Here is a 26,124-nt window from a genome sequence, read left to right on the forward strand (position 1 = left end):
GATGCGCGGACCCGCCCTCCCCAACAGGCCCACACGGCGAGAATGATGCGCAAAACCATGAGTTGTCAAAGTGCCGCGGACGAAAAGCCGGCAAAAGCCGATGGCAAAATCCGCGCCATCGGCTATGTAGAGGCTAGACGAAGGGATGAACGCCATGAAGATCGCGACCTGGAACATCAATGGCGTCAAGGCACGCATCGCCAATCTCTGCGAATGGCTGAAAAGCTCGACGCCGGACGTCGTCTGCCTGCAGGAAATCAAGTCCGTCGACGAAGGCTTTCCGCGGCTCGAGATCGAGGCGCTCGGCTATCATGTCGAAACGCACGGCCAGAAGGGCTTCAACGGCGTGGCGATCCTGTCCAAAGCCAAGCCGGACGAGGTCAACCGCGGCCTGCCGGGCGACGAAAGCGACGAACAGGCACGCTTCATCGAGGCCGTGTTTTCCGTTCAGGGCGGGGTCGTGCGGGTCTGCTCGCTCTACCTGCCGAACGGCAATCCGCCGGACGATCCGGTCAAGTACCCCTACAAGCTCGCCTGGATGGAACGGCTGAAAGCCTTCACCGAGGACCGGCTCGCGCTCGAGGAGCCGCTGATCCTCGCCGGCGACTACAACGTCATTCCCGAACCGCACGACTGCCGCGATCCGCGGCTGTGGGAAGGCGACGCCCTGTTCCTGCCGAAGACCCGCCAGTCGTTCCGCCGACTGGAAAATCTCGGCCTGACCGATGCGGTGCGCGCCACGAGCGACGATCCGCTGCTCTACTCGTTCTGGGACTATCAGGCCGGTGCCTGGCAGAAGAACAACGGTATCCGAATCGACCACCTGATGCTGTCGCCGGAAGCCAGCGACCGGCTGCTGTCGGCTTCGATCGAAAAGCATGTCCGCAGTTGGGAAAAACCATCGGACCACGTCCCTGTCGCGGCTGTCTTCGCCTTCTGACGGAGGCCCGAGCTCCCGCGTCGGCCGACTGCACACGACGCAGCCCGCTTAAAGGCAAGGTCTGGGCAAGTCGCCGACGCTAGATGTCGGTGCGTGCCTCTGCGGGAGTCTCGAAATCGAGCGACGGACAGTCATGTCCTGCCGCCCGTCCCGCCGGCGACGATCAAAGCGGGATATTTCAATGGTTTCATCTATCAATTCAGCTCAGCTTGCGAGCACCCAGATTTTCCTCAGGGTCCTGAAGGAAGAGAAGCAGGCCAGTGGCAGCAGCAGCAATGACGACTACTATGCCTCCGCCCTCAACAACCTGATGCGCGACTACGGCCAAGGCGACGACGCGGAGAGCGAGACCTATGACACCAGCCTGCTGCGCGCGATCGGTGCCGCCGGCGGCGCGGACGACAGCACCGAAGAGGAAGCGCCGATCTCGGACGACATCCAGACCGCCTCGTTCATGAAGGGCCTGAAGGCCAAGCTCGTGGAAATGAAGAGTTCGGGCGACGGGGCGCTGAAGGCGAAGGAAATGCTGGAGGCGCTCGAAGCCGGCACGCTCACCGTCACCGACGCGGTCAACGGCCGCAAGATCAAGGCCTGGGACGTCGCGGACGACAAGGCCGACCGCACCGCCGAGCAGACCAGCCGCAGCGATTGGTCCAGCTTCCTCAAGACCCAGCTCAGCCGCGACAAGAGCGGCGGCTACGAACTGACCAAGGCCGGCGCACATATCGACAAGGCGAGCGGAGAGAGCGCCAGCCTGGTCACGGTCGACGGCACCTATGTCTATGTGACGTGGCCGGCGACGACGGCCGACAGCGCCGCCTGACGATCCGCCAGAAATGCCGAAGGCGCCCAAGCGGCGCCTTCATCGATCCCTGGACGTCCGGCGTTTCGCCGGTCCTTGTTCATTCGGTCTGGCTGTAGACCTGCGGTGCAAGGGCCACAGCCACGCGGCGGTCTTCCTCGTTGGCAATGGAGAAGGCCTGCTCCTGCAGCTCCTGCATCCAGCCGCAATCCTTGGGCGGACAATTGTCCAGCGCCGCGGTCAGGAAGGCGAGCCCGCGCACGGTCTGCCCTTCCTGGAACAACACGTTGCCGAACACCGACATGGCGCCGGGATGGCCGCTCTTGCGGGCGAGATTGAGCCACTTCTTGGCCTGCTGGACATTGCTCTTGCCGCCCTCGCCGGCCAGGATCATACGCGCCAGCTGGAACTGCGCTTCCGGCACGCCGAAGGTCGAGGCCGCCTGGAAATAGAGCTGGCGGGCCTGGGTGAGGTCGCTGCTCACCGGGCTGCCGGGAATGCCCTGACGGTAGTAGCGGGCGAGCGACAGCAGTGCATTGACGAAGAAGCCGGTATCCTCGGAACCGGGCTCGACGCCCTGGCTGGCAATCTCGGCATAGATCTTGAAGGCCTCGAAATCATCCTCGACCACGCCATCGCCGTCGGCATACATGTTGGCAAGCGCCCAGCGGGAACCGGTGTGGCCCTTTTCGGCGGCGTAGCGATAGGCTTCGACGGCGTCCTGCTTCTGGCCATTCTTGTAAGCCTTGAAGCCAAACTTGAAGAGATCGAAAGGGCCGGATTCCTTGCTCACGCCGGAATTGATATCGAAGGCGTGTCCGGCGGTGCCCGTCATGACGAGCAGGAACGCGGAGAGAAGCAATGTCGCCGGAGACTTCCAGTCTGTTGTCTGCATAATTCCGTATTTCTTCCACAACACCGCAGACATCAGCCGATCCATCCGTTCGACACAGAAGGCATAGCCTTGCCTGTAAGACATTTGAGCGCGAAACCGTGAACAACCGGTTCATCGCTTCGCCACGATCGGGTGCCCTTCGCCTTGCCGAGGGCAAGCACTTCATCAGCGGCAACGAGATCGAGCCTAGGAGAGCTTTCGGGCAAGACTGCGACTATTCCCCAATTCCGGCCGCCGGACGCGTCACTTGCCGCCCCCGAACGTTCGGGCACACCCGTTGCGGTTGATTTCTGGAGATAATTCCTGACGACCTGCCCCATGCCCACTCACGCCACGCTTACTCGAAACGACACCCTACGTTTCATGCAATGATCGCTGCGCTTCGTTTGTGGCGGGAAATGGACAAAATTGGCCGCTGAGCGTGGCACCAGCGAGGATTCAATTTCTGTTGCAAATCCGTCACATTTTCGCGAGCAGCCCTCACCCCATACGAAAAGAGCCCGGCATGCCGGGCTCCCTCGTAAAGTCTCTTCGATCGATCGATCTCAGAAGGTGATGCGGTAGTTCGCCGAAATGGCATAGGCCCAGTCGCCATCTGCCGTTGCGTTGTAGACGGCGTCGTCCGCGGTCGACTGGCTGCCTTCAGTCAGGTAGCTGACGGCACCGCCGAAGCGCAGTTCGCCCGGGCCGGCCTTGACGGAAACGCCAGCGCCGAAGGTCCAGGTGTCGCTGTAGATGTCGGCGCCGGTGCCGACACCGCTATCCCACGTAACGCTGGCCGTACCGGCGATCTTTTCGTTGAAGGCGTGGGCCACGCCTGCATTGATCGTCCAGCCGTCCTTCCAGTTGTAGATGTCTTCCTGCGGCAGATAGCCGCCCGGGGCCATCGGATTGCCGATGCTGTAGTTGAGCGAGTCCATGACGCTCCAGTCGGTCCACTTGACCGAACCGTACACCATCCAGCCCGGAGCCACGCCCGACTGCAGGGAGAGCTTGACGGACTGCGGCAGCGTGCCGCTGCCGAAGGCGTCCTGAAGGCCGAAGGGTGCCACGGCTGGATTCCAGTCGAACGAACCGTCGTCGGCATCGTGCTCGACGGCGGAGCGATACATCAGCTGGGCGCGCATGGCATATTCCGGGATGTCATAGCCGATCCCGAAGCGATAACCGTAAGCGGCATGGTCCTGCAGATGCAGGTCGCCGGCATAGGCGTTCGCGGTGTATTCGAAATCCTGCAGGAACACGCCACCCAGCAGATGAATGCGGCCCTTGCCGGCCTGCATGCTCACGTCGCAGGTCGCGCCGTATTCGTTGGTGACGAAGTCCTTGTGGCTCGCGCCGGAACCGCCGGCCAGCAGGCTCGCCATCTGGGCCTGGGCGCCGTAGTCGGCGTCTGCACCGAAGGGCTGGGTATAGGTGAAGGCGCAGGCGAAGTTGTCGCTTGCCTTGAACTTCGCCGCCAGGCTCGGGATCCAGTAATCCTGCGAGTAGCGGTCGTCGGTGGCGTCCGCACCGTTGATCGTCGCGAACTGGCGCTTCGGCGAGACATAGACCGCACCGGCCCGCATCACATAATCGCCATCCTCATAAAGGATGTCCGTGTCCGCTTCGCCTCGGCTGAAGCCGCCTGCATGCGCGGACGTTGCCAGCGCACTTACGCCGAGCAAACACAGAATAGCCGTCTTCTTGAGATACATTGCCATCTCTCTCCCCAATTTCTGGCAAAACACTGATTTGCAGTGTAGCTGCGTCGTGCGGAATGACAATCTTGCGACGCCACCCCCAATCACGGGTATGTGTCTCAATTTTTACGTAAACACTCTTACGCGCACGTAAGATGCGCCACTTTTCGGATTATTTTTCCTGATTTTCGCACAGAAATCGCAGAGAAATAGAATAGTTTGCCATTTCCTGCATTCTCCGTTGCAGGAATGCCACAAAAATCAATTTGTGTGTGCAACGTCACAATGTCCGGCATAGATGAAATCGATGCCCCAGAAGTGCCAAAAAGGCCCCGAAAGGCCCGCCGAGCACGGATCGAATACAGTCCTAGATAGCAAGGAATCGGCGATTTCCGCCAGGAATCACCCGCGAGGCAGGTGAAGGCGGTGGCGCCCCCGAGGCGCCACCGCATTTGCGTCAGCCGGCCTCGACGACCCGCTTCAATGCGGTATCCAGGCTTGCCTTCTGCTGTTCCAGTTCCTGGTAGCGCTCGCGCTCGGCGGCGACGACCTCGGGATTGGCATTGGCGACGAACTTCTCGTTGGCGAGCTTGCCGGCGATGCGGCCCATTTCCTGCTCGACCTTGGCGATCGCTTTTTCCAGACGGGCCTTCTCCGCGGAGAGGTCGATCAGCGTGCCGAGCGGCAGGCAGGCGGTCGCCTCGCCGACGACGATCTGGGCAGCACCCTTCGGTGCTTCGTCGGCGAGCGTGATGCTCTCGACCCGGGCAAGACGCTTGATCGAGGCCTCGTGGTGAACGAGCCGATCACGCGTGACGCTGTTTGCACCGACGACGACCAGCGGGGCGACGGCACCCGGCGGCACGTTCATCTCGGAGCGCACCGAGCGGATGCCCGACACGAGATCGACCAGCCAGTTGATGTCCGCCGCCGCCAGTTCGTCGGCAAAGTCGGGCGCCGGCCAGGCGGCATGGCACAGCAGCGTGTCGCGCGTCTTGCCCTCTCCCGCCGTATGCGCCCACAGCTCTTCCGTCATGAACGGCATGAACGGATGCAGCAGCTTGTAGGTCTCGTCCAGCACATAGGCGGCGCAGGCCTGGGCTTCAGTCTTGGCGGCTTCGTCCTCGCCGGCGAAGACCGGCTTCAGCAGTTCGAGATACCAGTCGCAGAAGCCGTTCCAGACGAAGCGATAGAGGCTGCCGGCGGCCTCGTTGAAACGGAAACCGGCGATTGCTTCCGTCACGTCGCGCTCGGTGCGCGCCAGTTCCGTGAGGATCCAGCGGTTGATGGCGAGCGTGGTCGCTTCCGGCAGGAAGTGCGGATCGCTCTTCACCCCGTTCATTTCGGCGAAGCGCGTGGCGTTCCACAGCTTGGTGCCGAAATTGCGGTAGCCGGCGATGCGGGCCGGATCGAGCTTCACGTCGCGGCCCTGCGCTGCCATGATGGCCAGCGTGAAGCGCAGCGCGTCGGCGCCGTATTCGTCGATCAGTTCCAGCGGATCGATGACATTGCCCTTCGACTTCGACATCTTCTGGCCGTTCTTGTCGCGGACCAGCGCATGCACATAGACGGTATGGAAGGGTTCGACCGGATTGCCGGCCTCGTCCTTCATGAAGTGCAGGCCCATCATCATCATCCGGGCGACCCAGAAGAAGATGATGTCGAAACCGGTGACCAGAACGTCGGTCGGATAGTATTTTGCCAGTTCCGGTGTGTCGCCCGGCCAGCCGAGCGTCGAGAACGGCCAGAGCGCCGAGGAAAACCAGGTGTCGAGCACGTCCTCGTCACGGGTCAGGATCTCGCCGGGAGCAAAATTTTCGAGCTTTTCCTGGACCCAGGCCTTCCACGGTCCTTCATGCGCCAGATAATGCTGGACGGCGGCGTCGAGAGCCTCTTCCTCGGTCTTCTCGACGAAGACCTGGCCGTCCGGACCATACCAGGCCGGGATCTGGTGACCCCACCACAGCTGGCGCGAGACGCACCACGGCTGGATGTTCTCCATCCATTCGAAATAGGTCTTTTCCCAGTTCTTCGGCACGAACTTGGTGCGGCCCGAACGGACGCTCTCGATCGCCGGCTTGGCCAGCGTCTTGGCGTCGACATACCATTGCTCGGTCAGCCGCGGCTCGATCGGCACGCCGCCGCGGTCGCCATGCGGCACCATGTGCTTGTGCGGTTCGATCTTGTCGACGAGGCCTTCTGCTTCGAGGATCTCGACGACCTTCTTGCGCGCGGCGAAGCGGTCCATGCCCTCGAGCTCAGCCCAGACCATTTCGTGCTCGCGGTTGGGCGAAAGGCCCTCAAGGAAGTCCTCGTCACCGACGATCGCTACCCGGCCTTCGATGGTCAGCACGTTGATGGCGCGCAGCCCTGCCCGCTTGCCGACCTCGAAGTCGTTGAAGTCATGGGCCGGCGTCATCTTGACGGCGCCGGTGCCGGCGGTCGGGTCCGGATATTCGTCGGCGACGATCGGAATCTTGCGCCCGACGATCGGCAGGATGACATGCTTGCCGACGATCGCCTTGTAGCGTTCGTCGTCGGGATGGACGGCAATGCCGGTGTCGCCGAGCATGGTTTCGGGACGCGTCGTCGCAACGACCAGATAGTCGCGCGTCTCGTATTCGGTCGGCTTGCCCTCTTCGTCAAAGGCGACCGGATGCTGGTAGGTCACGCCGTCTTCCAGCGGATAGCGCAGATGCCAGAGATTGCCATTGATCTCGACCTGCTCGACCTCCAGATCGGAGATCGCCGTCAGCAGTTTCGGGTCCCAGTTGACCAGGCGCTTGTCCTTGTAGATCAGGCCCTGCTTGTAGAGCGTGACGAAGACTTCAAGAACCGCCTCGGACAGGCCCTCGTCCATGGTGAAGCGCTCGCGCGACCAGTCGCAGGAGGCGCCGAGGCGCTTCAACTGGTTGAAGATCAGGCCGCCCGATTCGTCCTTCCATTCCCAGACCTTCTCGATGAAGGCCTCGCGTCCCATCGCACGCCGATGCTGCTGCGTCTCCATCAGCTTGCGCTCGACGACCATCTGGGTGGCGATGCCGGCATGGTCCATGCCCGGCTGCCACAGCACGTCCTTGCCGCGCATCCGCTCGAAGCGGATCATGATGTCCTGCAGCGTGTTGTTGAGCGCATGCCCCATGTGCAGCGAACCGGTGACGTTCGGCGGCGGGATGACGATGGTGAACGTATCCTCGCCGGGCTTGGCATTGGCGCCGGCGCGAAACGCGTCCGCCTCTTCCCAGGCCTTGGCGATTTTCGGTTCGACGGCGGCGGAATCGTAGGTCTTTTCGAGCATTTTGGACCACACTTCGGGGTTCTTGTTGCAGCTTGGTAAATAGGATGGCCGATTGTGAGTCAATAAAAAAGCCGCCCCGGCGACGGAGCGGCCCATGTGCCGGGAGGTGTGTGAAATCAGCGGCGCGGACCGCGCGCCACCCGTTCGATTTCTTCGCGCACGAGGCGTTCGACCAGCGTCGGCAGGTTGTCGTCCAGCCATTCCTGCAGCATCGGCCGCAGCATTTCCTCGGCCATCTCGTCGAGCGAGCGGCGCTGCTGACCGTCGATGGCGGCGGTCAGTTCTCCGAACGAGCGCGACACCTGTTCGATCGTCGCGGCAGAGACCAGCGCCTTGAGGTCCTGGCCATGCTCGGCGCGAGCCGGTCCGGCGGACACAGGCTCGAGTGCAGCGGGGGCCTGCGGGGCAAACGCGGTTGCTGCTTCGACATCGGCCATGGCGGCGGCTTCGAACTCTTCGTCATCGATCGAGGCTTCCGGCTGCGGCATGACCGGCATCTCGACCCGCGGTTCGGCCGGGCGCGGCATCGCGGCACGCAGTTCCGCCATGCGGCCGGTCATCATCGGGCTTTCGGCACGCGGGGCCGGCGCAGAGATCTCGGCGGAAGCGACGTCCGAAAGAGCGGGCCGCTCGACCCGTTCGGACGCCGAGCGAACCCGTGCGGCGAGATCGGCGAGCGAGATGTTGCGGGCCTTTTCGGGATCGGCGACAACCGATGCGGCAATGGCTGCTGCCGCATTGGCGGGGCCGGCGTCGTTTGCCGCCACCATTTCGGCGGCCGCATAGGTATCCTCGTCATCGATGGTCAGCCGGATATCGCCGTCGACCTCGTCCTCATCGTCGTAGACCGGAGGAAGCGTGGAGGAGACCGACTGATTGCCGCCCGGATCATTGCTTTCGATGATCCGGCGGATCGAGGCCAGGATCTCTTCCATGGACGGTTCACGCGCTACACTTGGCTGGGCCATATTCATCCCCGTTGATCCCCGATAAGCGGCCGAAGGCAGAAAGCCGGGCCGATTTCGAATCACCTTAGGATACTCGCTCGTTGAAAAAAATCACGCCGAACCAACTAATTCCGACTGGTACACAGCTTTGTTGGACGCTCGGCGAATTACCGGCCATCCACCGTGCGCAGGCCGAACCAGGCGTCCTTGACCGCCTCGTAGTGGTCCTCGGAGCGGTATTCCGCCACGTCGAGCCCCTGACTCTGGATGGTCAGCCGGCCCGAGGCGGCCAGCACGCTGTAGCTCGCCACGACCGAATTGCGCTGGTAGCTGACAAGGCTCTCCTTGGCGTCCAGCACGGTCTGCTGGGCATTCAGCACGTCGAGCGTGGTCTTCTGGCCGACATTGCGCTCCTCGATCACGCCCTGCAGCGCCAGATTGGCGGCGGACAGCTGCTTTCGGGCAGCAGAAATCGCCGAGGTGGCCGCTTCCATCTGCGCATAGGCGGAGGTCACATGCTGCTGCACGCTGGCGCGGGCGGAATCCACCTTGATGCGCTGTTCGCCGAGCGTCTCCTTGGCCTTGCGGATGTTGCCGTATTCCGCACCGCCCTGATAGATCGGGATTTTCAGCTGGGCCGAGACGGTGGCGGAAGTCGCGTCCGAATTCGAGTAGGACGGCGGCTCGTTCGTCCAGTTGCGCGAGACATTGCCCTGGATCACGACGCCCGGCAGCAGCGTGCCTTCGGCGGACTTCACCTGGTAGCCGGCGGCGTCGACCGCATGGAGCGCCGCCAGGACAAAAGGATGTTCGCGGATGCCGATGGCAATGGCCGCATCGACGCTCGGCGGCAGGGCCTTGGCCGCCGGCGACGGCTGCTTGATCCCCTTGGGCGCCTCGCCGACCACCTGCACATAGGTCGCTTCGCTCTGCTTCAGCTGAGAGATCGCGGCGGCGAGCAGCGCCTGCGAACCGGCCAGCTGGGCTTCAGCCTGACTGACGTCGGTGCGGGTCCCCTCGCCGACTTCCAGGCGGGCGTTGGCGGCATTCAGCTGTTCCTGGAGGAAGGCCAGGTTCTGCTTGCGGATCACGACGATCTGCTGGTCGCGCGCCACGTCGGCATAGGCCTGGGCGGCGGCGAGCAGGATGGAGATTTCCTGGGCGCGCAGGCTCTCGCGGCTGGCGTAAACGCCGGCCTCGGCAGCGCGGACATTGTTCAGCGCCTGAAAGCCGTCGAAAATCTGCTGGGTGATCGAAATGCCGACACTTTGGGTGTTGTAGCCGAAGTCCGGGCTGGGCGGCGCGGTGATATCAGTGATGCGGATGCTGCTGGCCGAAGCGGAACCGGAGATCTGCGGCCGCATGCCGGCCTTGGCAATGGTGACGTTCTCATCGGTGGCGCGCAGCGCCGCGCGGACCGCATTGAGATCCGGATTGTTCTCGTAGGCCTTGGCCATGGCGCCGGACAGCGTCTCCGCCGAAGCCTGCCCGGCGAGCAGGATGAGCATGGGCGCGATTGCGGCGGCGAGAACGGTTTTCCGAATGATCGACACAAGTCACTCCACATCTAGATAGGGCCGGTTCGGCTTTGACTGCAGTCCGCCCTTTGGAACAACGCATATGCGGATGCGTTGACACTTCCCGATACTAGATGACCCGGCGCGGCTTCGGCTGCAACGGCAAGGCCGATCCGCACCGGCGAAACCGCCTGGACGTTGCTCAACGGCAACATTTTCATTCGCAACTGATTAAATCAATTCCGGGGACAGCGCCGTCCCCGGATAAAATGCCGCAGGCTCAAGCGCTCAGAATACGAACTCGGCGGCCTTGCGGAAGCCCGGGAGCGGCTTCAGAGCGGCGTTGAAGAATTCCGTGAACGAGGCGTTGGCGCCGTGGCGGATGTAGACGCGGGCGCGGGCCGCATTGCCGTAGCCGACGACGGCGACCAGACGGCCGCCTTCGCGCAGCTGGTCGAGCAGGCCCTGCGGGATCTCCTCGACGGCGCCATTGATGAAGATCAGGTCGTAGGGCGCTTCGGCCGCATAGCCCTTCTCCAGATCGCCGGTGACGACGGCGACATTGTCGTAGCCGAGGTCGGCGAGCGTCGCGGTCGCCTTGGCGGCCAGCGATTCGTCGCATTCGACGGCGACCACCGACCCGGCGATCTGCGACAGGAGGGCGGCGGTGTAGCCGGCGCCGCAGCCGATTTCCAGGACAAGGTCGTCCTTGGTGATGGCGCCGAGCTGCAACAGCTTGGCGAGCGGCGACGGCTCCATGATGTAGCGCGCCGGCTGGCCGTTGGCGGCTTCCGCGATCTGCATGTCCTCGTCGATATAGGCGAGCGGACGCAGGTTCGCCGGGACGAAGGCCTCGCGCGGCACCGAGAGGAATGCGTTCAGCACCGAGTGCGACGTGACGTCGGTCGTGCGAATCTGGTTGTCCACCATCTTGATGCGTGCTGCGGCAAAATCCATCATGTCAGTCGTCCCACTTCCGGCCGGTTTGTGTCAGCTGTCTTAATTGGCCACAGGACGGCTTTCAAGAAGAGTCGTGGCGATGGCAACAGAATATCGCCACGACGAAGGTCGAGCAGAGTCCCTGCCCCTTCGCCCGCCGACCTCACTCCTCGATGGTGTAGACGTCCGACTCGCAGAAATCGACCTTGTTGGTCACGTCGTAGAAGCTGTCGTCCTCGAACACCGCGCGGGTGGTGAAGACGCAGGCATCGCCGTCATCGGCAAGCGTAAAGCTGCGCGACTTGCCGGCCCACAGGCCCTTCTTGTTCAGAAGCTCGACGCGCTTGCCATTGCCGCCGACCGGCGTCGCGTAGAACTTGACGATCATGTAGGACGTCTTGTTCTCCAGCTTGAAGGTCAGGTTTTCGGCGCTGGCCGTAACAGGCGCAAGAACGGCGGCGGCAATCAGGGCGAAAGAAGCGAAATGGCGCATGGATGGGCTCCTCCAGTGGGATGATGGAGCCGCTTTAGCGGAGCGCCGGGCGTACGCAACGGGCCGGATCGGCCAAATTTGTGTCTATACCGCCATCAAGGGCGATCGGCACAGTTTTGGCCGCTGAGCCGGGCCGGAATGTCTTGTGGAAGGGGGAGAGTGGAGGCCTCGCCCGGAATCGAACCGGGGTGCAAGGATTTGCAGTCCTCTGCGTAACCACTCCGCCACGAGGCCGTCCGTATGCTTAAAAAGCGAGTGGTGGGCGGCGTTTAGAACGGATCGAGAAGGAGCGCAAGGGGCTTGCCGCCTTCGCCCTCTAATTTTTGCGAATGGCGCGCCATGAATGCGCTCGCACCCCGTGCGCGATGCCGCCTCAATGCTTGCCGGCGCGGTTGACCGCCGGATAGCGCTTGCGCCACCAGATCGCCAGGCGACGGCGCCGCCTGCGCACCGAAGCCAGATCATGGGAGAGGACGAAGAGCCCGAGCGGCACCATCCAGAACCCCAGGACGGGCAGGAAGCCGAGAAGTCCGCCGCCGACCAGCGCGGAACCGGTGGCGACGCGGCCGAGCTTGCTGCGCGGAAACGGCAGTTCGAAGCGGCCGAGAACGATGCGTCCGCGCTTGGCGTCGATATAATGTTTGCGTTTGGGCGTGGTCATGCAAATCCCTTGCGAATCCGGGCCCCGGCTCGCTTTTCGATCCGCCAGAAGATGGGATCCCCACAGGATAAAACAAGCGTGTCACATTTTTTTTGAAAAATCGCTTGGCAAATCGACCGGGCATTTGTATTACCCCGCTCACACCGCCGCAAGCGGCTGTTCCCTGGTAGCTCAGCGGTAGAGCATTCGACTGTTAATCGACAGGTCGCCGGTTCGAATCCGGCCCGGGGAGCCATCTCATTCAAAGGCCTGCGCTGAACAAGCGCGGGCCTTTTTCGTATTCTGCCCTGCCCGTCGTCAGGTCTTGTGCCCCGGCGAAACCCGCTCTTCATTTTTGCCTGATATCAAGCCCGGATATTGATTGCGATCAGGAGAAAATTCATATGTGGCTCCAGCTTCATGACGGGGACGGTTTCCCTTTCTTCGTGAACATGGACAATGTCGTCGATTTCCGCTGGTACGAGCGTGAGAAATACACCTGCCTGCTGACGACGGCGCCCGTCGCCGAAAAACTCCACCGCCTCTATGTCCGGGAAAGTGCCGCCGAGATCATGCAGATGATCAAGGGCGAGACCAGACCGTCGCCGAAGATCGCCGCCGCCTCCTGACGGCGGCATCGACCGGCGGTTCTCATCTTTCCAACAGTAAAGTGCGGCGGCGCCTGCCGCCGCTTGCTCTCGTCGCAAGCCCCCGCGGCATGGCCGACGGCAAGGCTGCGCGCGCCGTGCCTAGGCCGAGCGTTCGCGCTCGGCCGGCATTTCGTCCATGGACGCTTCCCACAGCACGACCCGGTTCCGCCCCTGCCCCTTGGCGAGGTACAGCGCCCGGTCGGCGCGTTCGATCGACCGCTCGACGGGCATGTGCGCGCCGAGATCGGCGAGACCGACGGAAGCCGTGACGCGGAATCCATCCTTGCCTTCGACGGAAAACGGCAGGGCGGCGATCCCGGCGATGAAGCGGTTGAGGATGTCGTAGCCGGTCGCAGCGTCGGTCTCCGGCAGGCAGATGAGAAATTCCTCGCCGCCGTATCGGTATATCTTGTCGTAGGGCCGCAGGTGCGCCATGACCCAGCGCGCGACCTCGACCAGAACCGTGTCGCCGACCATGTGGCCGTAATTGTCGTTGATCGATTTGAAGTGATCGAGATCGAGCATGGCGACGACGCAGTGATGGCTGCGCCGGACATATTCCTGCTGCTCGCGAAGGGCGGTCAGCATGCCGATGCGGCTCGGCGCTCCCGTCAGGGGATCGAGATTGAACAAGGCTCTCTGAAGCTCGTCCCTGACGTTCGACATTTCGAGGTTCATGCGCTTCAGCGCGCCGACGAACCGCTCGTAATCCGCACGCGCCACCACGCCGCCGTCCGTTGACGATCGAAGCAGGTGTGCCGCACATTTGTGCATGCGTTCATGCTCGATGCCGATCTCGTGAAAGCCGGGATGGTTCTTGAGGGCGATCGATCCGGTCTGGTAATACCATTGGCCGAAGCGGCACCGGCAGTGGGCATCGGGCCCCAGGTCCGCCTCTTCCGGCACGGCCCGGCAGATGAGAGTGCCGTGCAGCTTTTCGGCCCATTGTTCGTGGTGGTACGAGGCCTGCTCGAGCTCCCTGAGCGCGATCCGCATGAACTCGTCGGATATGTTGGGGATTACCATCCTCACCTCCCGGGTATTCCAACCGCCCGGCGCATCCCGGCGCCATGCCCATTCGGCAAAGTCTAGCGCGGGTCAGGTTTCCCTAAGGTGAAGGACTCGCGAATATTGCGATATTTCGATATTTTTCTCTGCGTCGGCATTCTCTTCTCCAGCCGCGCGCGACCGGCCCGAGCCGGGGTGGCTTTCACTCCTCGGCCGACTGACCTATGCACTTTGTCGGGCTGCAACGTGATCCTGAGGGGGCTTTCAAACGTAAGGCCTTTCAAGACGCATGCAGCATGGTGAAGTATGATGACGAATTCCGGGAGCACACCCATCATCTTGTGGTTCCGCAAGGACCTGCGGCTCGAAGACAATGCGGCGCTGACCTGCGCGGCAGAGTGCGGCAGGCCGATCATCCCCGTCTATATCCTGGAGCCCTCTGAGGCGGGCAACGGCCCGCTCGGTGCCGCACAGGCCTGGTGGCTGCACCATTCCCTGCAAGCCCTTCACCACGCCCTCGAGCGGGTCGGTAGCCGACTCATCCTCAAGCGCGGACCGGCCGACGCCGTCCTTGGTGCGCTGATCGCCGAGACCGAAGCCGACAGGGTATTCTGGAACCGCCGCTATGATCCGCCCGGCATCGCCGTCGACTGCGCGCTGAAGGAAGACCTGATCCGCAGCGGGATCACGGTACGCAGCTTCGCCAGCCAGCTCCTGCACGAACCGACACGGCTGAAGACCGGCGCCGGTGGCCCCTACCGGGTCTACACGCCCTTCTGGCGCGCGCTCGAGGCCTCCGGCGAACCGCCGGAGCCCGTCCCTGCCCCGCAGCGCCTTGCCACGCCGGATCGCTGGCCGCGCAGCGACCGGATCGAAAGCTGGCGCCTGACGCCCGAAAAGCCGGATTGGGCGGCCGAATTCTCCGACATCTGGACGCCGGGCGAAGCGGGGGCACGCGAAAAGCTCATCCGCTTCGTCGATTGCGGCATAGCCGGCTACAAGTCGCACCGCGACTTTCCGGCCCTGCCCAACACCTCCATGCTCTCCCCCCATCTGGCGCTTGGGGAAATCTCGCCCGCCAGCGTCTGGCACGCAACGCGCGGGCTCACCGACCGGGTGCCGGCCGAGGACGTCGTCCATTTCCGCAAGGAGCTCGCCTGGCGCGACTTCTCCTATCACCTGCTCTTCCATTTCCCCGACCTCGCCACGAAGAACTGGAACCCGCGCTTCGACGCCTTTCCCTGGCAGGATGCGCCGGACCGGCTGGAGCGCTGGCAGCGCGGCCAGACCGGCTATCCGATCGTCGATGCCGGCATGCGCCAGCTCTGGCGGCACGGCACGATGCACAACCGCGTGCGCATGATCGTCGCCTCCTTCCTGATCAAGGACCTGATGCTAGACTGGCGCGCCGGCGAGCGCTGGTTCCGCGACACGCTGGTCGATGCCGATCCGGCCTCGAACGCGGCAAGCTGGCAATGGGTCGCGGGATCGGGCGCCGACGCCGCCCCCTTCTTCCGCATCTTCAATCCGGTGAGCCAGGGCGAGAAATTCGACGTCAACGGCGATTACGTCCGCACTTTCGTGCCGGAACTCGCCGGGCTCGACGCCAGCTTCATTCACAAGCCGTTCGACGCGCCGCCAGGCGTCCTGGCGCAAGCGGGGGTGACGCTCGGCGGCAACTATCCGCTGCCCATCGTCGACCACAAGCTCGCCCGCAACCGGGCCATGGCGGCCTACCAGGCGCTGCCGCGGCCGGACGACGCGGCCTGAACCACCACAGCTCCTGCATGTCCTTGCCGGCCGGACCGTCATCGCCGCCGCTATCGACCAGCCGCGCCCGGCGACCCGGGCTGACGTCTGGCATGGTTTTCCCCCAGCCGTCGAAAGGTTGAAAACCGTTTCCTTGCCAATGGCCGCTTGTGCCCGGAAAAGTCGCCGCTTAATCTTCTGGCAAAGAGAAGGCAGATCCGATGACATTCCATCCATCCGTTCTCGAGGCGATCGGCAACACGCCGCTCATCCGGCTGAAGGGCGCGTCCCATTCGACCGGCTGCACCATCCTCGGCAAGGCGGAGTTCCTCAATCCGGGCCAGTCCGTCAAGGATCGCGCAGCCCTCTTCATCATCCGCGACGCCGAGCGGCGCGGCCTGCTGCGGCCCGGCGGCGTGATCGTGGAGGGTACCGCGGGCAATACCGGCATCGGCCTGACGCTGGTCGCCAAGGCGCTCGGCTATCGCACCGTGATCGTCATCCCGGAAACGCAGAGCCAGGAAAAGAAGGACGCGCTGAGGCTGCTTGGCGCCGAGCTGGTCGAGGTTCCGGCCGTTCCCTACAAGAACCCGAACAATTACGTGAAGCTGTCCGGTCGGCTTGCTGCCGAACTGGCCAAGAGCGAGCCGAACGGTGCGATCTGGGCCAACCAGTTCGACAATACCGTCAACCGTGACGCCCATATCGCCACCACCGCCCGCGAGATTTTCGACCAGACCGGCGGCGAGGTCGACGGCTTCATCTGCGCGGTGGGCTCCGGCGGCACGCTGGCCGGCACCGGCATGGGCCTTCGCCGCCTGAAAGCCGAGGTCAAGATCGGCATCGCCGATCCGGAGGGGGCCGCACTCTACGAATACTACAAGAACGGCGAACTGAAATCGTCCGGCTCCTCGATCACCGAGGGCATCGGCCAGGGCCGCATCACCGCCAATCTCGAAGGCTTCACGCCCGACTACGCCTACCAGATCCCCGATGCCGAAGCGCTCGACATCGTGTTCGACCTGGTGGAAAACGAGGGCCTGTGCCTCGGCGGCTCGTCCGGCATCAACATCGCCGGCGCCATTCGCCTTGCGCGCGACCTCGGACCGGGGCATACCATCGTCACCGTGCTTTGCGACTACGGCAACCGCTACCAGTCCAAGCTTTTCAATCCGGACTTCCTGCGCTCCAAGCAGTTGCCGATACCGGCCTGGATCGAGAAGAAAACCGACTACGCGGTGCCCTTCGAACCGACCGAGTGAGACCCATGCCGACCACTGCCCTCTACCGCGACGATTTCTACCTCGCCACTGCGGAGGGCACGGTCACCCGGATCCACGAAGACGGATCAATCGAGCTCGACCAGACCTGCTTCTACGCCACGTCCGGCGGCCAGCCGGGCGATACCGGCCTGTTGGAGCGTGCCGACGGCTCGAAGATCGAGATAGCACTCACCCGCCACGGCGAGACCAAGGACATCATCCTGCACCAGCCGGCCGAAGGCCAGGCGGTACCGCAGCCCGGCGAGACGCTGGTGCTGCACGTCGACTGGCCGCGGCGCTACAAGCTGATGCGCATGCACACCGCCTGCCACCTGCTGTCGGTCGTCTGCCCCTACCCCATTACCGGCGCCGCCGTCGGCGAGGACGAGAGCCGCGTCGACTTCGACATGGCCGAGACCATCGACAAGGATCAGGTGACGGCCGACCTCATGCGGCTCGTCGGCGAGAACCATCCGATCTTCGTCCAGTGGATCACGGACGAGGAACTGGCCGCCAATCCGGGCATCGTCAAATCCAAGAATGTCCGCCCGCCGATCGGCATGGGCCGCGTCAGCCTGGTGTGCATCGGCGAGAATTCGAGCGTTGACAGTCAGCCCTGCGGCGGCACACATGTCTCCGAGACCCAGGAGGTCGGGGCGATTCACATCGCCAGAATCGAGAAAAAAGGCAAGGAGAACCGTCGGTTCCGCATTCGTTTCGGCACCCCGGAGGCCTCAGCCTGACAGAGTATTGGGAGAAGCGCATGCCTGCGGAGAGAAGCCGTTTCGTCGTGTCCGCCGACTGGGTGGAGAAACAGCTCGGCGCACCGGAGTTCAGGATCGTCGACGCATCCTGGTACCTGCCCGCGCACAACCGCAACGGCGCGGTCGAATACGCCTCCGGCCACATTCCAGGCGCGGTCTTCTTCGATCAGGACGCGATTGCCGACCAGACCACCGGCCTGCCGCATTCGCTGCTTTCGCCGGCGAAGTTCGCCGAGGAAATGGGCCTGCTCGGCATTTCCGTGACCGACACGATCGTCGTCTATGACGGCCCCGGCTTCTTCTCGGCGCCGCGCGCCTGGTGGATGCTGCGCGTCATGGGCGCCCGCAATGTCTATGTGCTCGACGGCGGCATCGACGCGTGGAAGGTCGAGGGCCGGCCGCTGCAGACCGACCTGCCGGAACCGGCGCCCGTCACCTTCGATTTCGATTTCGCCCGCAGCCGCGTGACCTCGTTCAACGAAATGCGCGACATCGCCGACAAGGGCGTGCGCCAGATCGCCGATGCGAGGCCGGCCGGCCGCTTCACCGGCGAGGAACCCGAGCCGCGCGAGGGCATGCGCTCCGGCCATATCCCCGGCGCCCGCAGCGTGCCCGCCTCCTCGCTGTCGGAAAACGGCCATCTCAAGGACCTGCCGACGCTGCGCTCGATCTTCACCGAGGCCGGCATCGATCTCAGCCAGCCGATCATCACCAGCTGCGGTTCGGGCGTGACCGCCGCCGTCGTCACGCTGGCGCTGGAATCGCTCGGCCATACCGACAATTCGCTCTATGACGGCTCTTGGTCGGAATGGGGCGGACGCGATGACACGCCGGTGGTGACCGGTCCGGCCGAGCCCGTGCCCACGACGGCGCACGGCCCGCTGACCGCCCATGTCACGCGGCTCGAAATGACCGCGCCGCCGAAGACCAGCCTCGCCGTGCCGGTCAACATCCAGACCGCCATCATGCGCACGCACGAGATCCCGCTGCCCTTCTACCGCTTCCTGCACCGCCAGGTCGGCGCGCGCTGGCACTGGTATCAGCGCATCCGCATGACCGACGGCGAGCTGAAGGCCATCATCCACAGCCCGAAGGTGACGATTTCCGTTCTCTACGTGAACGGCGCTCCGGCCGGCTTCTTCGAACTGTCCCAGGAAAGCGACGAGGTTGTCGAGCTGTCGTATTTCGGCCTGTTCGAACACGCGCTCGGGCTTGGCATCGGCAAGTGGTTCCTGCTTCAGGCGCTCTATACCGCCTGGCAGCTCAATCCGCAGAAGGTCACCGTGATGACCAACACGCTCGACCATCCGCGCGCCCTGCAGCTCTACCAGCAGTTCGGCTTCTCGCCGGTCGAGACCTTCGAGGCGATCGTCGATCCGATCAGCGAATCGGAACTGCTGCAGATGATCCGTCGCGACGGCGCATCCCTCTGAGACCGACGCATTGAACCCGGCCGGCGCATCGCGCCGCCGGGGCTTTTCCCGCTTACACAATGGCGGCACTCGCGGCCGCCCGGTTCGATTGCCTCAGTTCTCGGCGGTCTGTTCGCGCTTGAAATAGCCGTCGATCAGGACGATGTGTTCCACCGCCAGTTCATAGCAATAGGTGATCTCGCGCGCCTGCGGGTCCCAGAAGGCGTTCGGCACGCCGCAGCTCTTCGCCGTCAGCTTGATGCCATCGTCGAACTTGTACTTGGCGCCGACCGACTGCGCGATGCTTTCCAAGACGCCCGCCTCCTTCAGCACGTCGGCGAAGAAGTCCATGTTCTCGTCGCCGGTCGGCTCGTAGCTGACGGTCATGTTGGAGCCGGGTCCTTCGCCCACATAATGAGGTTCCAGCAGCCCGAACCAGCTGTTCTTGGTGCGCTCGTATTCGAAGGCGCATTCTTCACGTCTTGATTGAGGAAAATCGATCGAGTCTGCGAATTTCTTGAAGAATTCTGGATCGGCCCCGGTCATCATGCAGACGATCTGGAAGGCGCGCTGGCGGTCGAGGGCGTGGGTGTCGAGGAAGTCGGTGTCGGTCAGGCCGCCGTCCTTGGCTTCGTCGGTGAGAAACCAGGCGTCGGCCGCATCCTGGATCGCCACGTCGAGTTCCTCGCTGTCGCCTTCGAGCAGCAGGATCGACGACAGCGCATCCACCGCGTCCTCCTCGCGCCCGAGCACCGGCAGGCCGAACTCGGCGATCAGCATGTGCCCCGCCTCGTGGAACAGCGTGAAGATCGCGTTGTTGACGACGAAGGTGCGTGCCTCCTCGATCTGTTCGGGGGTCGGCTTGCTGTCCTCCGCCGCGCGCGCCACCGCCACGGGGCCGGACAGGATCACGGCCAGCCCGATCAAAATCACCCGCTTCACAACTACCCTCATGCCAATCCCCCCAAGCCTGATGCCGCTGCAAAGGCGCAGCAAAGTTAGCCTATCGGCATTTGCCGGGATAAGGCCATTTCTGGGTGAATCGGGGCTCTCCGTGGCCGGAATCGGGTGGCTGGCGACGCTTCTTCGTCCGATGGTCCGCCGTCCACAGGAGAAACAGCCATGACGACCATCGCCTTCACCGCCATTCCGACTGCCGATGCCGAAGCCCTGCGGGCAGGCGCGCCGGATGCCTACGGGCTCACCCCGGAACGCCGCCTGACGCAGGGCAGCGGCTATCCCTGCCGCCATTGCCTCGATTTCATTGGCGACGGCGAAGCCTATCTGACGCTCGCCTACCGCCCCTTCCCGGCGCTCCAGCCCTATGCCGAAACCGGGCCGATCTTCCTGCATGCCGAGCCCTGCGCCCGCTACGAGGCAAGCGAGGTCCTGCCGCCGGTGCTGACGCAGAGCCGGGACTTCATCCTGCGCGGCTACGGCCATGACGACCGCATCGTCTACGGCACCGGCGCCGTCACCCTCAGGGAGAAGGTCGAGGACCGGGCCCGCGAACTGCTGGAGAAGCCCGAGATCGCCTATGTGCATGTGCGTTCGGCGCGCAACAACTGCTATCAGTGCCGGATCGACCGGGCCTGACGGCGACCGCCATAAAAAAGGGGCCGGCCTTTCGAGAAGGCCGGCCCCTCGACCGTGTCTGTGCATTGCCGACGGACCTGACGCAACGGAAAGACGGTCGAACCTCAGGGCGCCGATCAGGCGACGTTGAGCACGATCTCCGGTGCATGCATCTCGTAGCCCAGCGCTTCGGCGACCGGCCTGTTGGTGATGCGGCCGCGATGGACGTTGAGGCCGTTGCGCAGGTGGCGGTCTTCGGCGATGGCGCGCAGGCCGCGGTCGGCAAGCGCCAGACCGTGCACCAGCGTCGCGTTGTTGAGCGCATGCGCCGAGGTGACCGGAACCGCGCCCGGCATGTTGGCGACGCAGTAGTGGACGACGCCGTCGACGACATAGGTCGGATCGGAATGCGTGGTGGCATGCGAGGTCTCGAAGCAGCCGCCCTGGTCGATCGCCACGTCGACGATGACGGAGCCTTCCTTCATGCCGGACAGCATTTCGCGCGTCACCAGCTTCGGTGCGGCCGCACCCGGGATCAGCACGGCGCCGATGACGAGATCGGCGGCGAAGACTTCGCGTTCCAGCGCATCGATGGTCGAGTAGACCGTGTGAACGCGGCCGGCGAACAGATCGTCGAGCTGGCGAAGGCGCGGCAGCGAGCGGTCGATGATCGTCACGTCGGCGCCGAGGCCAACGGCCATGCGGGCGGCATGCAGACCGACCACGCCGCCGCCGATGACGGCGACCCGGGCCGGCAGGACGCCCGGAACGCCGCCGAGCAGGATGCCCGAGCCGCCATGGGCCTTCTGCAGCGCGGTCGCGCCCGCCTGGATGGCAAGCCGGCCGGCGACTTCCGACATCGGCGCCAGCAGCGGCAGGCCACCGCGGTCATCGGTCACGGTCTCGTAGGCGACGGCGGTCACGCCGCTGTCGACCAGTCCTTTGGTCTGGTCCGGATCGGGCGCGAGATGCAGGTAGGTATAGAGGATCTGGCCTTCGCGCAGCTGCACCCATTCGCTCGGCTGCGGTTCCTTGACCTTGACGATCATGTCCGACTTGTCGAACACGTCCCTGGCCGTGGCGGCGATCCTGGCGCCGGCCGCAATGTAGGCGCCGTCGTCGGCACCGATGCCGGCGCCGGCGCCGGTCTCGACCAGCACCTCGTGACCATGCGCCACATATTCGCGCACCGCGCCGGGCGTCAGGCCGACGCGATATTCATGATTCTTGATCTCCTTGGGGCATCCTACGCGCATCTTCGTTCCTCTCGTGCCGGCTTCCCGCCGGTCATTGCGTCAAGGCGCGAATTCAAGCATTTGCGGGGCGTGAATGTCCTTGCAAATTCCGCTTGCGCAGCGCCAATTTTCGCTGATTATTGCGAAAATTGATCTCGTTTCGAAGGTTCTTCGAATGTCTGACCTCGACACCATCGATCTTGCCATCCTCAAAGCGCTCCAGCAGAACGGCCGGATCACCAATGCGGAGCTCGCCCAGAAGGTGGGACTGAGCCCTTCGGCCTGTTCCCGGCGGCACGATCTGCTCGAGCGCTCGGGGGTGATCAGCGGCTATCACGCGCGCCTGTCGCAGAAGGCGCTCGACTACAGGATGATCGCCATCGTCCACATCTCGCTCTCCGGCCAGTTCGCCAAGACGCTGTCGGAATTCGAGACCGCGGTGAAAAAGTGCCCCAATGTGCTGGTGTGCTACCTGATGTCGGGCGAATACGACTACATCCTGCGCGTCGCCGCCAAGGACCTCTCCGATTACGAGCGCATCCACCGCGACTGGCTGTCGGCCCTGCCCCATGTGGTGAAGATCAATTCGAGCTTTGCGCTGCGCGAAGTGATCGAACGCGCCAATGTCGGGCTCTGAGCTGGGCTTCACTCCGCCTCGGCATCAAAAAGCGGCAATCCCTCGCATTTGACATTTCCGGTTGAGCCGGCGGCAAGGCTTTTGCGCCATGCTGTGCCAAATCGGACCGAACGGGGGAAGCGATGCAGTCCAAACTCGCGATGGAAGTACGAAAGGCGCAGCGAAGCCGCTGCCGTCTCAACGGCAAGGTGCGCCACCTCAACCAGGAAGCGGAAGGCCGCATCCTCAATGTCTCGCGCACCGGCATCGCCATCGAGCTCAAGGGCCGCCTGCATGCCTCGACCGGCAGCAACGTGCTGATACAGACCGACGACATCGGCCTGATCGAGGGCACCGTGCGCTGGTCGCGCAGCGGCTATCTCGGCGTGCAGATCAAGCAGAACAGCAATACGCTGGCGCAGATGTCCGCCTATTTCCGCAACTACCACAAGGAAGTCAGGCCGGTGCTCTCCCGCTAGCACCGGCCACCACCTTCACCGACGAATGACCGACGCGCGGCGGACAGCCGGGCGCGCCGCCGGGGTGACCGACACACCCCTGTGATTTTACGGATGCACTCCTGGAAAAACGGACCTAGTCTCGGCGTCGAGACCGTTTTCCCGAGGAGCCCCCCATGTCGTCCCTGATCGATCTCCACCCCATGTCCCGCCGCGCCTTTCTCGGCGGTTTCGCCGCCACGACGGCGCTCATCACGCTCCATCCCTTCGCCGTGCGCGCCAATGGCAATGCCACCCAGGCGCATCTTCGGCTGATGGAAACCACCGACATCCACGTCAACGTGATGCCCTATGACTATTATGCCGACAAGCCGAACGACACGATGGGGATCGCCCGCACCGCCTCGATCATCGACCAGATCCGCGCCGAGGCCGGCAACTCGATGCTCATCGACAATGGCGACCTTCTGCAGGGCAATCCGATGGGCGACTACATGGCCTACAAGAAGGGCATGAAGGCCGGCGACCTGCATCCGGTGATCAAGGCGATGAACGTGCTCGGTTATGATTGCGGCACGCTCGGCAATCACGAGTTCAACTACGGCCTCGACTTCATGTTCAACACGCTCGGCGGGGCGAATTTCCCGATCGTCTGCGCCAACCTGACCAAGGGCCAGCTCGCCAGCGATCCGAAACAGGATGAGTTGCACTTCAAGCCCTATGTCATCGTCGAGAAGATGATCAAGGACGGCGCCGGCGGCGAGAACCCGATCAAGGTCGGCTTCATCGGCTTCGTGCCGCCGCAGATCATGCTGTGGGACGCCAAGAACCTCGAGGGCAAGGGCCAGACCCGCGACATCGTCGAGGCGGCCCGCGCCTGGGTGCCCGTGATGAAGGAGGAAGGCGCCGATCTCGTGATTGCCCTTTCTCACTCCGGCATCGACGGCAAGGGCCTGAGCGAGCGCATGGAGAACGCCTCGCTCTATCTCGCCGGCGTGGACGGCATCGATGCGATCTTCACCGGTCACCAGCATCTGGTCTTCCCCGGTCCGAAGGATTTCGTCGACATCGAGGGCGTCGATGCGGCCAAGGGCACGTTGCTCGGCAAGCCGGCGGTCATGGCCGGCTTCTGGGGCTCGCATATGGGCCTGATCGACCTTTTGATCGAAAAGGAAGGCAACGGCTGGACGATCGTCGACTTCACCTGCGAAGCCCGGCCGATCTACCACCGCGACGAGAACCGCAAGATCGTCGCCGACGTCACCGACAAGGCCGAGGTCGTCGCCTCGGTGACCGACGACCATGCGGCGACCCTGGATTATGTCCGCACCCCGGTCGGCAAGACCTCGGCGCCGCTCTATTCCTACTTTGCCCTCGTCGCCGACGACCCGTCGTTGCAGATCGTCTCCAATGCGCAGATCTGGTACATCAAGGACATGCTGAAGGACGGCCCGCACAAGGACCTGCCGATCCTCTCGGCCGCCGCCCCCTTCAAGGCCGGCGGACGCGGCGGCGCGGACTACTATACCGACGTCGCGGCCGGCGACATCGCCATCAAGAACGTCGCCGACCTCTACCTCTATCCGAACACCGTCCAGGCCGTGGTGATCACCGGCGAGCAGGTCAAGAACTGGCTGGAAATGTCCGCCGGCATGTTCAACCAGCTGAAACCGGGGAACAAGGACCAGCCGCTGATCAACCCCGACTTCCCGTCCTACAACTTCGACGTGATCGACGGCGTAACCTACCGGATCGACCTTTCCCAGCCGGCGAAGTTCGACAAGGACGGCAAGGCGGTGAACCCGGATGCGAACCGCATCGTCAACCTGATGTTCGACGGCAAGCCGATCGACCCGGCGCAGAAATTCGTCGTCGCCACCAACAACTACCGCGCCGGCGGCGGCGGCAAGTTCCCCGAGATCGCGACCGACAAGGTGGTCTTCGTCGCGCCCGACACCAATCGCGACGTGATCGTGCGCTACATCGTCGATCAGGGCGAGATCAATCCGTCGGCCGACGGCAACTGGTCGTTCGCGCCGATGGCCGGCACGACGGCGATTTTCGAGAGCGGGCCGAACGGCCGGCAATATGTGTCCGCAATCAAGGGCGCCAAAATCGAGGAGGCCGGCGACGCCGCCGAGGGTTTTGCTAAGTTCCGATTGGTGCTCTGAACCCCTCGACGGACCGCTGAAGTGACGGGACGCAAACGCGCCCCGTCCCGGCCGGCCCTGTTCAGGCTATCCTGGTCAGCCGGTTCTGTTCCGGTCCATGCGGCGGCGCGCCATGAAGCATCTGCATGGCATCGGACACCGAGGTCGGGCAGAGCCCGAGCGTGTCGCGGAACCGCTCCACCAGCCATTTCGCCGCAGGCCCCGGAGGGCTCGCCGCCGGCCAGGCGGCGAAGATCGGATAGTCCAGCGTCTCGTAGGCATCGACGTCGAGCCGGACGATCTGCCCGCTCGCAAGCTCGTCCCGCATCATCGCCAGCGGCACGCCGCCCCAGCCGAGCCCGCCGGCGATCAGCTGCTTCTTCGTCGCCATGTCGCTCACCCGCCAGGTGCGACGCGAGAAGACGTTGAAATCCTTGCCGTCGCTCGGCGCATTCGAATCGGCGACGACGATCTGGATCTCGTCGCGCACATCCGCAAGCGAAAGACGCCGTCCGAGCTGTGCCAGCCGATGACCGGCGGCGGCCACCGGCGTCAGGAACGAAACGCCGATCCGCTCGCTGGTGGTGGCATCGGCAGACATCTCCATCGATCCGCCGATCCCCACGTCGATGGCGCCCTGATCAAGCAGGCGGCTGACGAGAAAGGGGCTGCCGACCGTCAACCGCAACCTCACCGTCTGGAAACTCTCCTGGAAATTGCGCAAGACCTCCACCAGAAGCCTGTCCGGAACCATCGCGCTGACGGCAAGCTTCACCTCACCTTCCAGCCCTTGCGTCAGCGCCTTGCTGCGGGCCCGCAGGCTGTTCAGGTCCGAGATCATCCGGTGCGCGTCCTCGAGGATCGCCCGTCCGGCATCGGTGAGGATCGGCTGGCGCGAGCCGCTGCGCTCCAGCAGGCTCAGCTGTAGCTGCGCCTCGAGATTGCCGATCGTGTAGCTGATCACCGACTGGGCGCGGTTGAGCTGGCGGGCGGCGGCGGAAAAACTGCCCGTCTCGGCGACGGCGACAAAAACCTGCAACTGGTCGAGCGTCGGGTTGGGAAGCATGGACCTATCCACTTCATCGATGAACT

At 63.8% G+C, this 26,124-nt stretch carries 23 protein-coding genes and 2 tRNA genes; 12 read left to right on the forward strand and 13 right to left on the reverse strand.

Annotation, left to right across the window (positions count from 1 at the left end; translation table 11 throughout):
• Positions 1 to 154: 154 nt before the first annotated feature.
• Complete coding sequence (gene xth, locus L867_RS0104710; RefSeq protein ID WP_028735810.1) at positions 155 to 940, forward strand: exodeoxyribonuclease III; 786 nt, start codon at positions 155 to 157, stop codon at positions 938 to 940.
• Positions 941 to 1,121: 181 nt separating this feature from the next.
• A complete protein-coding gene (locus L867_RS0104715; RefSeq protein WP_051438824.1) occupies positions 1,122 to 1,763 on the forward strand; it encodes a hypothetical protein in 642 nt (213 codons plus the stop codon).
• A gap of 79 nt (positions 1,764 to 1,842) precedes the next feature.
• On the opposite strand, the gene exoR is transcribed toward L867_RS0104715, so the two are convergent.
• The 9 genes from exoR to L867_RS0104765 all read right to left on the reverse strand — a co-directional run bounded on the left by exoR (position 1,843) and on the right by L867_RS0104765 (position 12,174).
• A complete protein-coding gene (gene exoR / locus L867_RS0104720; protein ID WP_028735812.1) occupies positions 1,843 to 2,637 on the reverse strand; it encodes an exopolysaccharide production regulator ExoR in 795 nt (264 codons plus the stop codon).
• A 545-nt stretch (positions 2,638 to 3,182) separates the two neighbouring features.
• Positions 3,183 to 4,340: an OmpP1/FadL family transporter gene (locus L867_RS0104725; RefSeq protein ID WP_028735813.1), complete on the reverse strand. Its 1,158-nt coding sequence runs from the start codon at positions 4,338 to 4,340 to the stop codon at positions 3,183 to 3,185.
• Between the two features lie 436 nt (positions 4,341 to 4,776).
• Complete coding sequence (locus L867_RS0104730; protein WP_028735814.1) at positions 4,777 to 7,617, reverse strand: valine--tRNA ligase; 2,841 nt, start codon at positions 7,615 to 7,617, stop codon at positions 4,777 to 4,779.
• A 116-nt stretch (positions 7,618 to 7,733) separates the two neighbouring features.
• Positions 7,734 to 8,585, reverse strand: a complete 852-nt coding sequence (locus L867_RS0104735) for a PopZ family protein (protein ID WP_028735815.1) — start codon at positions 8,583 to 8,585, stop codon at positions 7,734 to 7,736.
• A 146-nt stretch (positions 8,586 to 8,731) separates the two neighbouring features.
• On the reverse strand, positions 8,732 to 10,072 hold the full coding sequence (locus L867_RS0104740) for a TolC family outer membrane protein (protein WP_051438866.1): 1,341 nt from the start codon (positions 10,070 to 10,072) through the stop codon (positions 8,732 to 8,734).
• A gap of 297 nt (positions 10,073 to 10,369) precedes the next feature.
• Complete coding sequence (locus tag L867_RS0104745; protein ID WP_104368032.1) at positions 10,370 to 11,041, reverse strand: protein-L-isoaspartate O-methyltransferase family protein; 672 nt, start codon at positions 11,039 to 11,041, stop codon at positions 10,370 to 10,372.
• Between the two features lie 142 nt (positions 11,042 to 11,183).
• Entirely contained in the window at positions 11,184 to 11,513 is a 330-nt protein-coding gene (locus L867_RS0104750) for a hypothetical protein (RefSeq protein WP_028735818.1), read from the reverse strand.
• 160 nt (positions 11,514 to 11,673) lie between these two features.
• Positions 11,674 to 11,747, reverse strand: a tRNA-Cys gene (locus tag L867_RS0104760).
• Between the two features lie 139 nt (positions 11,748 to 11,886).
• Complete coding sequence (locus L867_RS0104765; protein WP_037172625.1) at positions 11,887 to 12,174, reverse strand: hypothetical protein; 288 nt, start codon at positions 12,172 to 12,174, stop codon at positions 11,887 to 11,889.
• Positions 12,175 to 12,334: 160 nt separating this feature from the next.
• On the opposite strand from L867_RS0104765, the gene L867_RS0104770 reads away from it, so the two are divergent.
• Positions 12,335 to 12,409: transfer RNA gene (locus tag L867_RS0104770), tRNA-Asn, on the forward strand.
• Between the two features lie 148 nt (positions 12,410 to 12,557).
• The gene (locus L867_RS0104775) at positions 12,558 to 12,782 is read left to right on the forward strand and encodes a hypothetical protein (RefSeq protein WP_028735820.1); all 225 of its coding nucleotides are present in this window, start codon (positions 12,558 to 12,560) and stop codon (positions 12,780 to 12,782) included.
• Positions 12,783 to 12,902: 120 nt separating this feature from the next.
• On the opposite strand, the gene L867_RS0104780 is transcribed toward L867_RS0104775, so the two are convergent.
• Complete coding sequence (locus tag L867_RS0104780) at positions 12,903 to 13,829, reverse strand: diguanylate cyclase (RefSeq protein WP_028735821.1); 927 nt, start codon at positions 13,827 to 13,829, stop codon at positions 12,903 to 12,905.
• 291 nt (positions 13,830 to 14,120) lie between these two features.
• Here L867_RS0104780 and L867_RS0104785 point away from each other — a divergent pair, with 291 nt between their 5' ends.
• The 4 genes from L867_RS0104785 (at position 14,121) to sseA (ending at position 19,019) form a co-directional block, all read left to right on the forward strand.
• Positions 14,121 to 15,581, forward strand: coding sequence for a cryptochrome/photolyase family protein (locus tag L867_RS0104785; protein ID WP_028735822.1), 1,461 nt, complete (start codon positions 14,121 to 14,123; stop codon positions 15,579 to 15,581).
• A 200-nt stretch (positions 15,582 to 15,781) separates the two neighbouring features.
• Positions 15,782 to 16,822, forward strand: a complete 1,041-nt coding sequence (locus tag L867_RS0104790) for a cysteine synthase A (RefSeq protein WP_028735823.1) — start codon at positions 15,782 to 15,784, stop codon at positions 16,820 to 16,822.
• A gap of 5 nt (positions 16,823 to 16,827) precedes the next feature.
• Positions 16,828 to 17,565: an alanyl-tRNA editing protein gene (locus L867_RS0104795; protein ID WP_028735824.1), complete on the forward strand. Its 738-nt coding sequence runs from the start codon at positions 16,828 to 16,830 to the stop codon at positions 17,563 to 17,565.
• Between the two features lie 20 nt (positions 17,566 to 17,585).
• On the forward strand, positions 17,586 to 19,019 hold the full coding sequence (sseA, locus tag L867_RS0104800; protein ID WP_028735825.1) for a 3-mercaptopyruvate sulfurtransferase: 1,434 nt from the start codon (positions 17,586 to 17,588) through the stop codon (positions 19,017 to 19,019).
• A gap of 93 nt (positions 19,020 to 19,112) precedes the next feature.
• Here the strand turns inward: sseA and L867_RS26335 are convergent, their stop codons facing one another.
• The gene (locus L867_RS26335) at positions 19,113 to 19,952 is read right to left on the reverse strand and encodes a DUF4344 domain-containing metallopeptidase (protein ID WP_084638460.1); all 840 of its coding nucleotides are present in this window, start codon (positions 19,950 to 19,952) and stop codon (positions 19,113 to 19,115) included.
• A gap of 168 nt (positions 19,953 to 20,120) precedes the next feature.
• Here L867_RS26335 and L867_RS0104810 point away from each other — a divergent pair, with 168 nt between their 5' ends.
• Positions 20,121 to 20,594, forward strand: a complete 474-nt coding sequence (locus L867_RS0104810; RefSeq protein WP_028735826.1) for a DUF1203 domain-containing protein — start codon at positions 20,121 to 20,123, stop codon at positions 20,592 to 20,594.
• A 116-nt stretch (positions 20,595 to 20,710) separates the two neighbouring features.
• Here the strand turns inward: L867_RS0104810 and ald are convergent, their stop codons facing one another.
• Positions 20,711 to 21,829, reverse strand: a complete 1,119-nt coding sequence (gene ald / locus L867_RS0104815) for an alanine dehydrogenase (RefSeq protein WP_028735827.1) — start codon at positions 21,827 to 21,829, stop codon at positions 20,711 to 20,713.
• Positions 21,830 to 21,983: 154 nt separating this feature from the next.
• Here ald and L867_RS0104820 point away from each other — a divergent pair, with 154 nt between their 5' ends.
• The 3 genes from L867_RS0104820 to L867_RS0104830 all read left to right on the forward strand — a co-directional run bounded on the left by L867_RS0104820 (position 21,984) and on the right by L867_RS0104830 (position 25,053).
• Positions 21,984 to 22,445 carry an Lrp/AsnC family transcriptional regulator gene (locus tag L867_RS0104820; protein WP_028735828.1) on the forward strand — a complete coding sequence of 154 codons (462 nt, stop codon included), beginning with the start codon at positions 21,984 to 21,986 and terminating at the stop codon, positions 22,443 to 22,445.
• 122 nt (positions 22,446 to 22,567) lie between these two features.
• Positions 22,568 to 22,903, forward strand: a complete 336-nt coding sequence (locus tag L867_RS0104825) for a PilZ domain-containing protein (protein ID WP_028735829.1) — start codon at positions 22,568 to 22,570, stop codon at positions 22,901 to 22,903.
• A 155-nt stretch (positions 22,904 to 23,058) separates the two neighbouring features.
• Positions 23,059 to 25,053, forward strand: a complete 1,995-nt coding sequence (locus L867_RS0104830; RefSeq protein ID WP_028735830.1) for a bifunctional 2',3'-cyclic-nucleotide 2'-phosphodiesterase/3'-nucleotidase — start codon at positions 23,059 to 23,061, stop codon at positions 25,051 to 25,053.
• A 61-nt stretch (positions 25,054 to 25,114) separates the two neighbouring features.
• Here L867_RS0104830 and L867_RS24600 read toward each other — a convergent pair whose 3' ends face one another.
• Positions 25,115 to 26,098 carry a LysR family transcriptional regulator gene (locus tag L867_RS24600; RefSeq protein ID WP_051438826.1) on the reverse strand — a complete coding sequence of 328 codons (984 nt, stop codon included), beginning with the start codon at positions 26,096 to 26,098 and terminating at the stop codon, positions 25,115 to 25,117.
• Positions 26,099 to 26,124: the final 26 nt, after the last annotated feature.

The organism is Paenirhizobium selenitireducens ATCC BAA-1503 (assembly GCF_000518785.1).
In the GTDB taxonomy this organism is placed as follows: Bacteria; Pseudomonadota; Alphaproteobacteria; order Rhizobiales; family Rhizobiaceae; genus Allorhizobium; species Allorhizobium selenitireducens.

Bases quoted from the DNA above. Each gene is read 5' to 3' on its own strand.
- xth (WP_028735810.1), top strand. From the start codon at position 155: ATGAAGATCGCGACCTGGAACATCAATGGCGTCAAGGCACGCATCGCC.
- L867_RS0104715 (WP_051438824.1), top strand. From the start codon at position 1,122: ATGGTTTCATCTATCAATTCAGCTCAGCTTGCGAGCACCCAGATTTTC.
- exoR (WP_028735812.1), bottom strand. From the start codon at position 2,637: ATGCAGACAACAGACTGGAAGTCTCCGGCGACATTGCTTCTCTCCGCG.
- L867_RS0104725 (WP_028735813.1), bottom strand. From the start codon at position 4,340: ATGGCAATGTATCTCAAGAAGACGGCTATTCTGTGTTTGCTCGGCGTA.
- L867_RS0104730 (WP_028735814.1), bottom strand. From the start codon at position 7,617: ATGCTCGAAAAGACCTACGATTCCGCCGCCGTCGAACCGAAAATCGCC.
- L867_RS0104735 (WP_028735815.1), bottom strand. From the start codon at position 8,585: ATGGCCCAGCCAAGTGTAGCGCGTGAACCGTCCATGGAAGAGATCCTG.
- L867_RS0104740 (WP_051438866.1), bottom strand. From the start codon at position 10,072: ATGCTCATCCTGCTCGCCGGGCAGGCTTCGGCGGAGACGCTGTCCGGC.
- L867_RS0104745 (WP_104368032.1), bottom strand. From the start codon at position 11,041: ATGATGGATTTTGCCGCAGCACGCATCAAGATGGTGGACAACCAGATT.
- L867_RS0104750 (WP_028735818.1), bottom strand. From the start codon at position 11,513: ATGCGCCATTTCGCTTCTTTCGCCCTGATTGCCGCCGCCGTTCTTGCG.
- L867_RS0104765 (WP_037172625.1), bottom strand. From the start codon at position 12,174: ATGACCACGCCCAAACGCAAACATTATATCGACGCCAAGCGCGGACGC.
- L867_RS0104775 (WP_028735820.1), top strand. From the start codon at position 12,558: ATGTGGCTCCAGCTTCATGACGGGGACGGTTTCCCTTTCTTCGTGAAC.
- L867_RS0104780 (WP_028735821.1), bottom strand. From the start codon at position 13,829: ATGGTAATCCCCAACATATCCGACGAGTTCATGCGGATCGCGCTCAGG.
- L867_RS0104785 (WP_028735822.1), top strand. From the start codon at position 14,121: ATGACGAATTCCGGGAGCACACCCATCATCTTGTGGTTCCGCAAGGAC.
- L867_RS0104790 (WP_028735823.1), top strand. From the start codon at position 15,782: ATGACATTCCATCCATCCGTTCTCGAGGCGATCGGCAACACGCCGCTC.
- L867_RS0104795 (WP_028735824.1), top strand. From the start codon at position 16,828: ATGCCGACCACTGCCCTCTACCGCGACGATTTCTACCTCGCCACTGCG.
- sseA (WP_028735825.1), top strand. From the start codon at position 17,586: ATGCCTGCGGAGAGAAGCCGTTTCGTCGTGTCCGCCGACTGGGTGGAG.
- L867_RS26335 (WP_084638460.1), bottom strand. From the start codon at position 19,952: ATGAGGGTAGTTGTGAAGCGGGTGATTTTGATCGGGCTGGCCGTGATC.
- L867_RS0104810 (WP_028735826.1), top strand. From the start codon at position 20,121: ATGACGACCATCGCCTTCACCGCCATTCCGACTGCCGATGCCGAAGCC.
- ald (WP_028735827.1), bottom strand. From the start codon at position 21,829: ATGCGCGTAGGATGCCCCAAGGAGATCAAGAATCATGAATATCGCGTC.
- L867_RS0104820 (WP_028735828.1), top strand. From the start codon at position 21,984: ATGTCTGACCTCGACACCATCGATCTTGCCATCCTCAAAGCGCTCCAG.
- L867_RS0104825 (WP_028735829.1), top strand. From the start codon at position 22,568: ATGCAGTCCAAACTCGCGATGGAAGTACGAAAGGCGCAGCGAAGCCGC.
- L867_RS0104830 (WP_028735830.1), top strand. From the start codon at position 23,059: ATGTCGTCCCTGATCGATCTCCACCCCATGTCCCGCCGCGCCTTTCTC.
- L867_RS24600 (WP_051438826.1), bottom strand. From the start codon at position 26,098: ATGCTTCCCAACCCGACGCTCGACCAGTTGCAGGTTTTTGTCGCCGTC.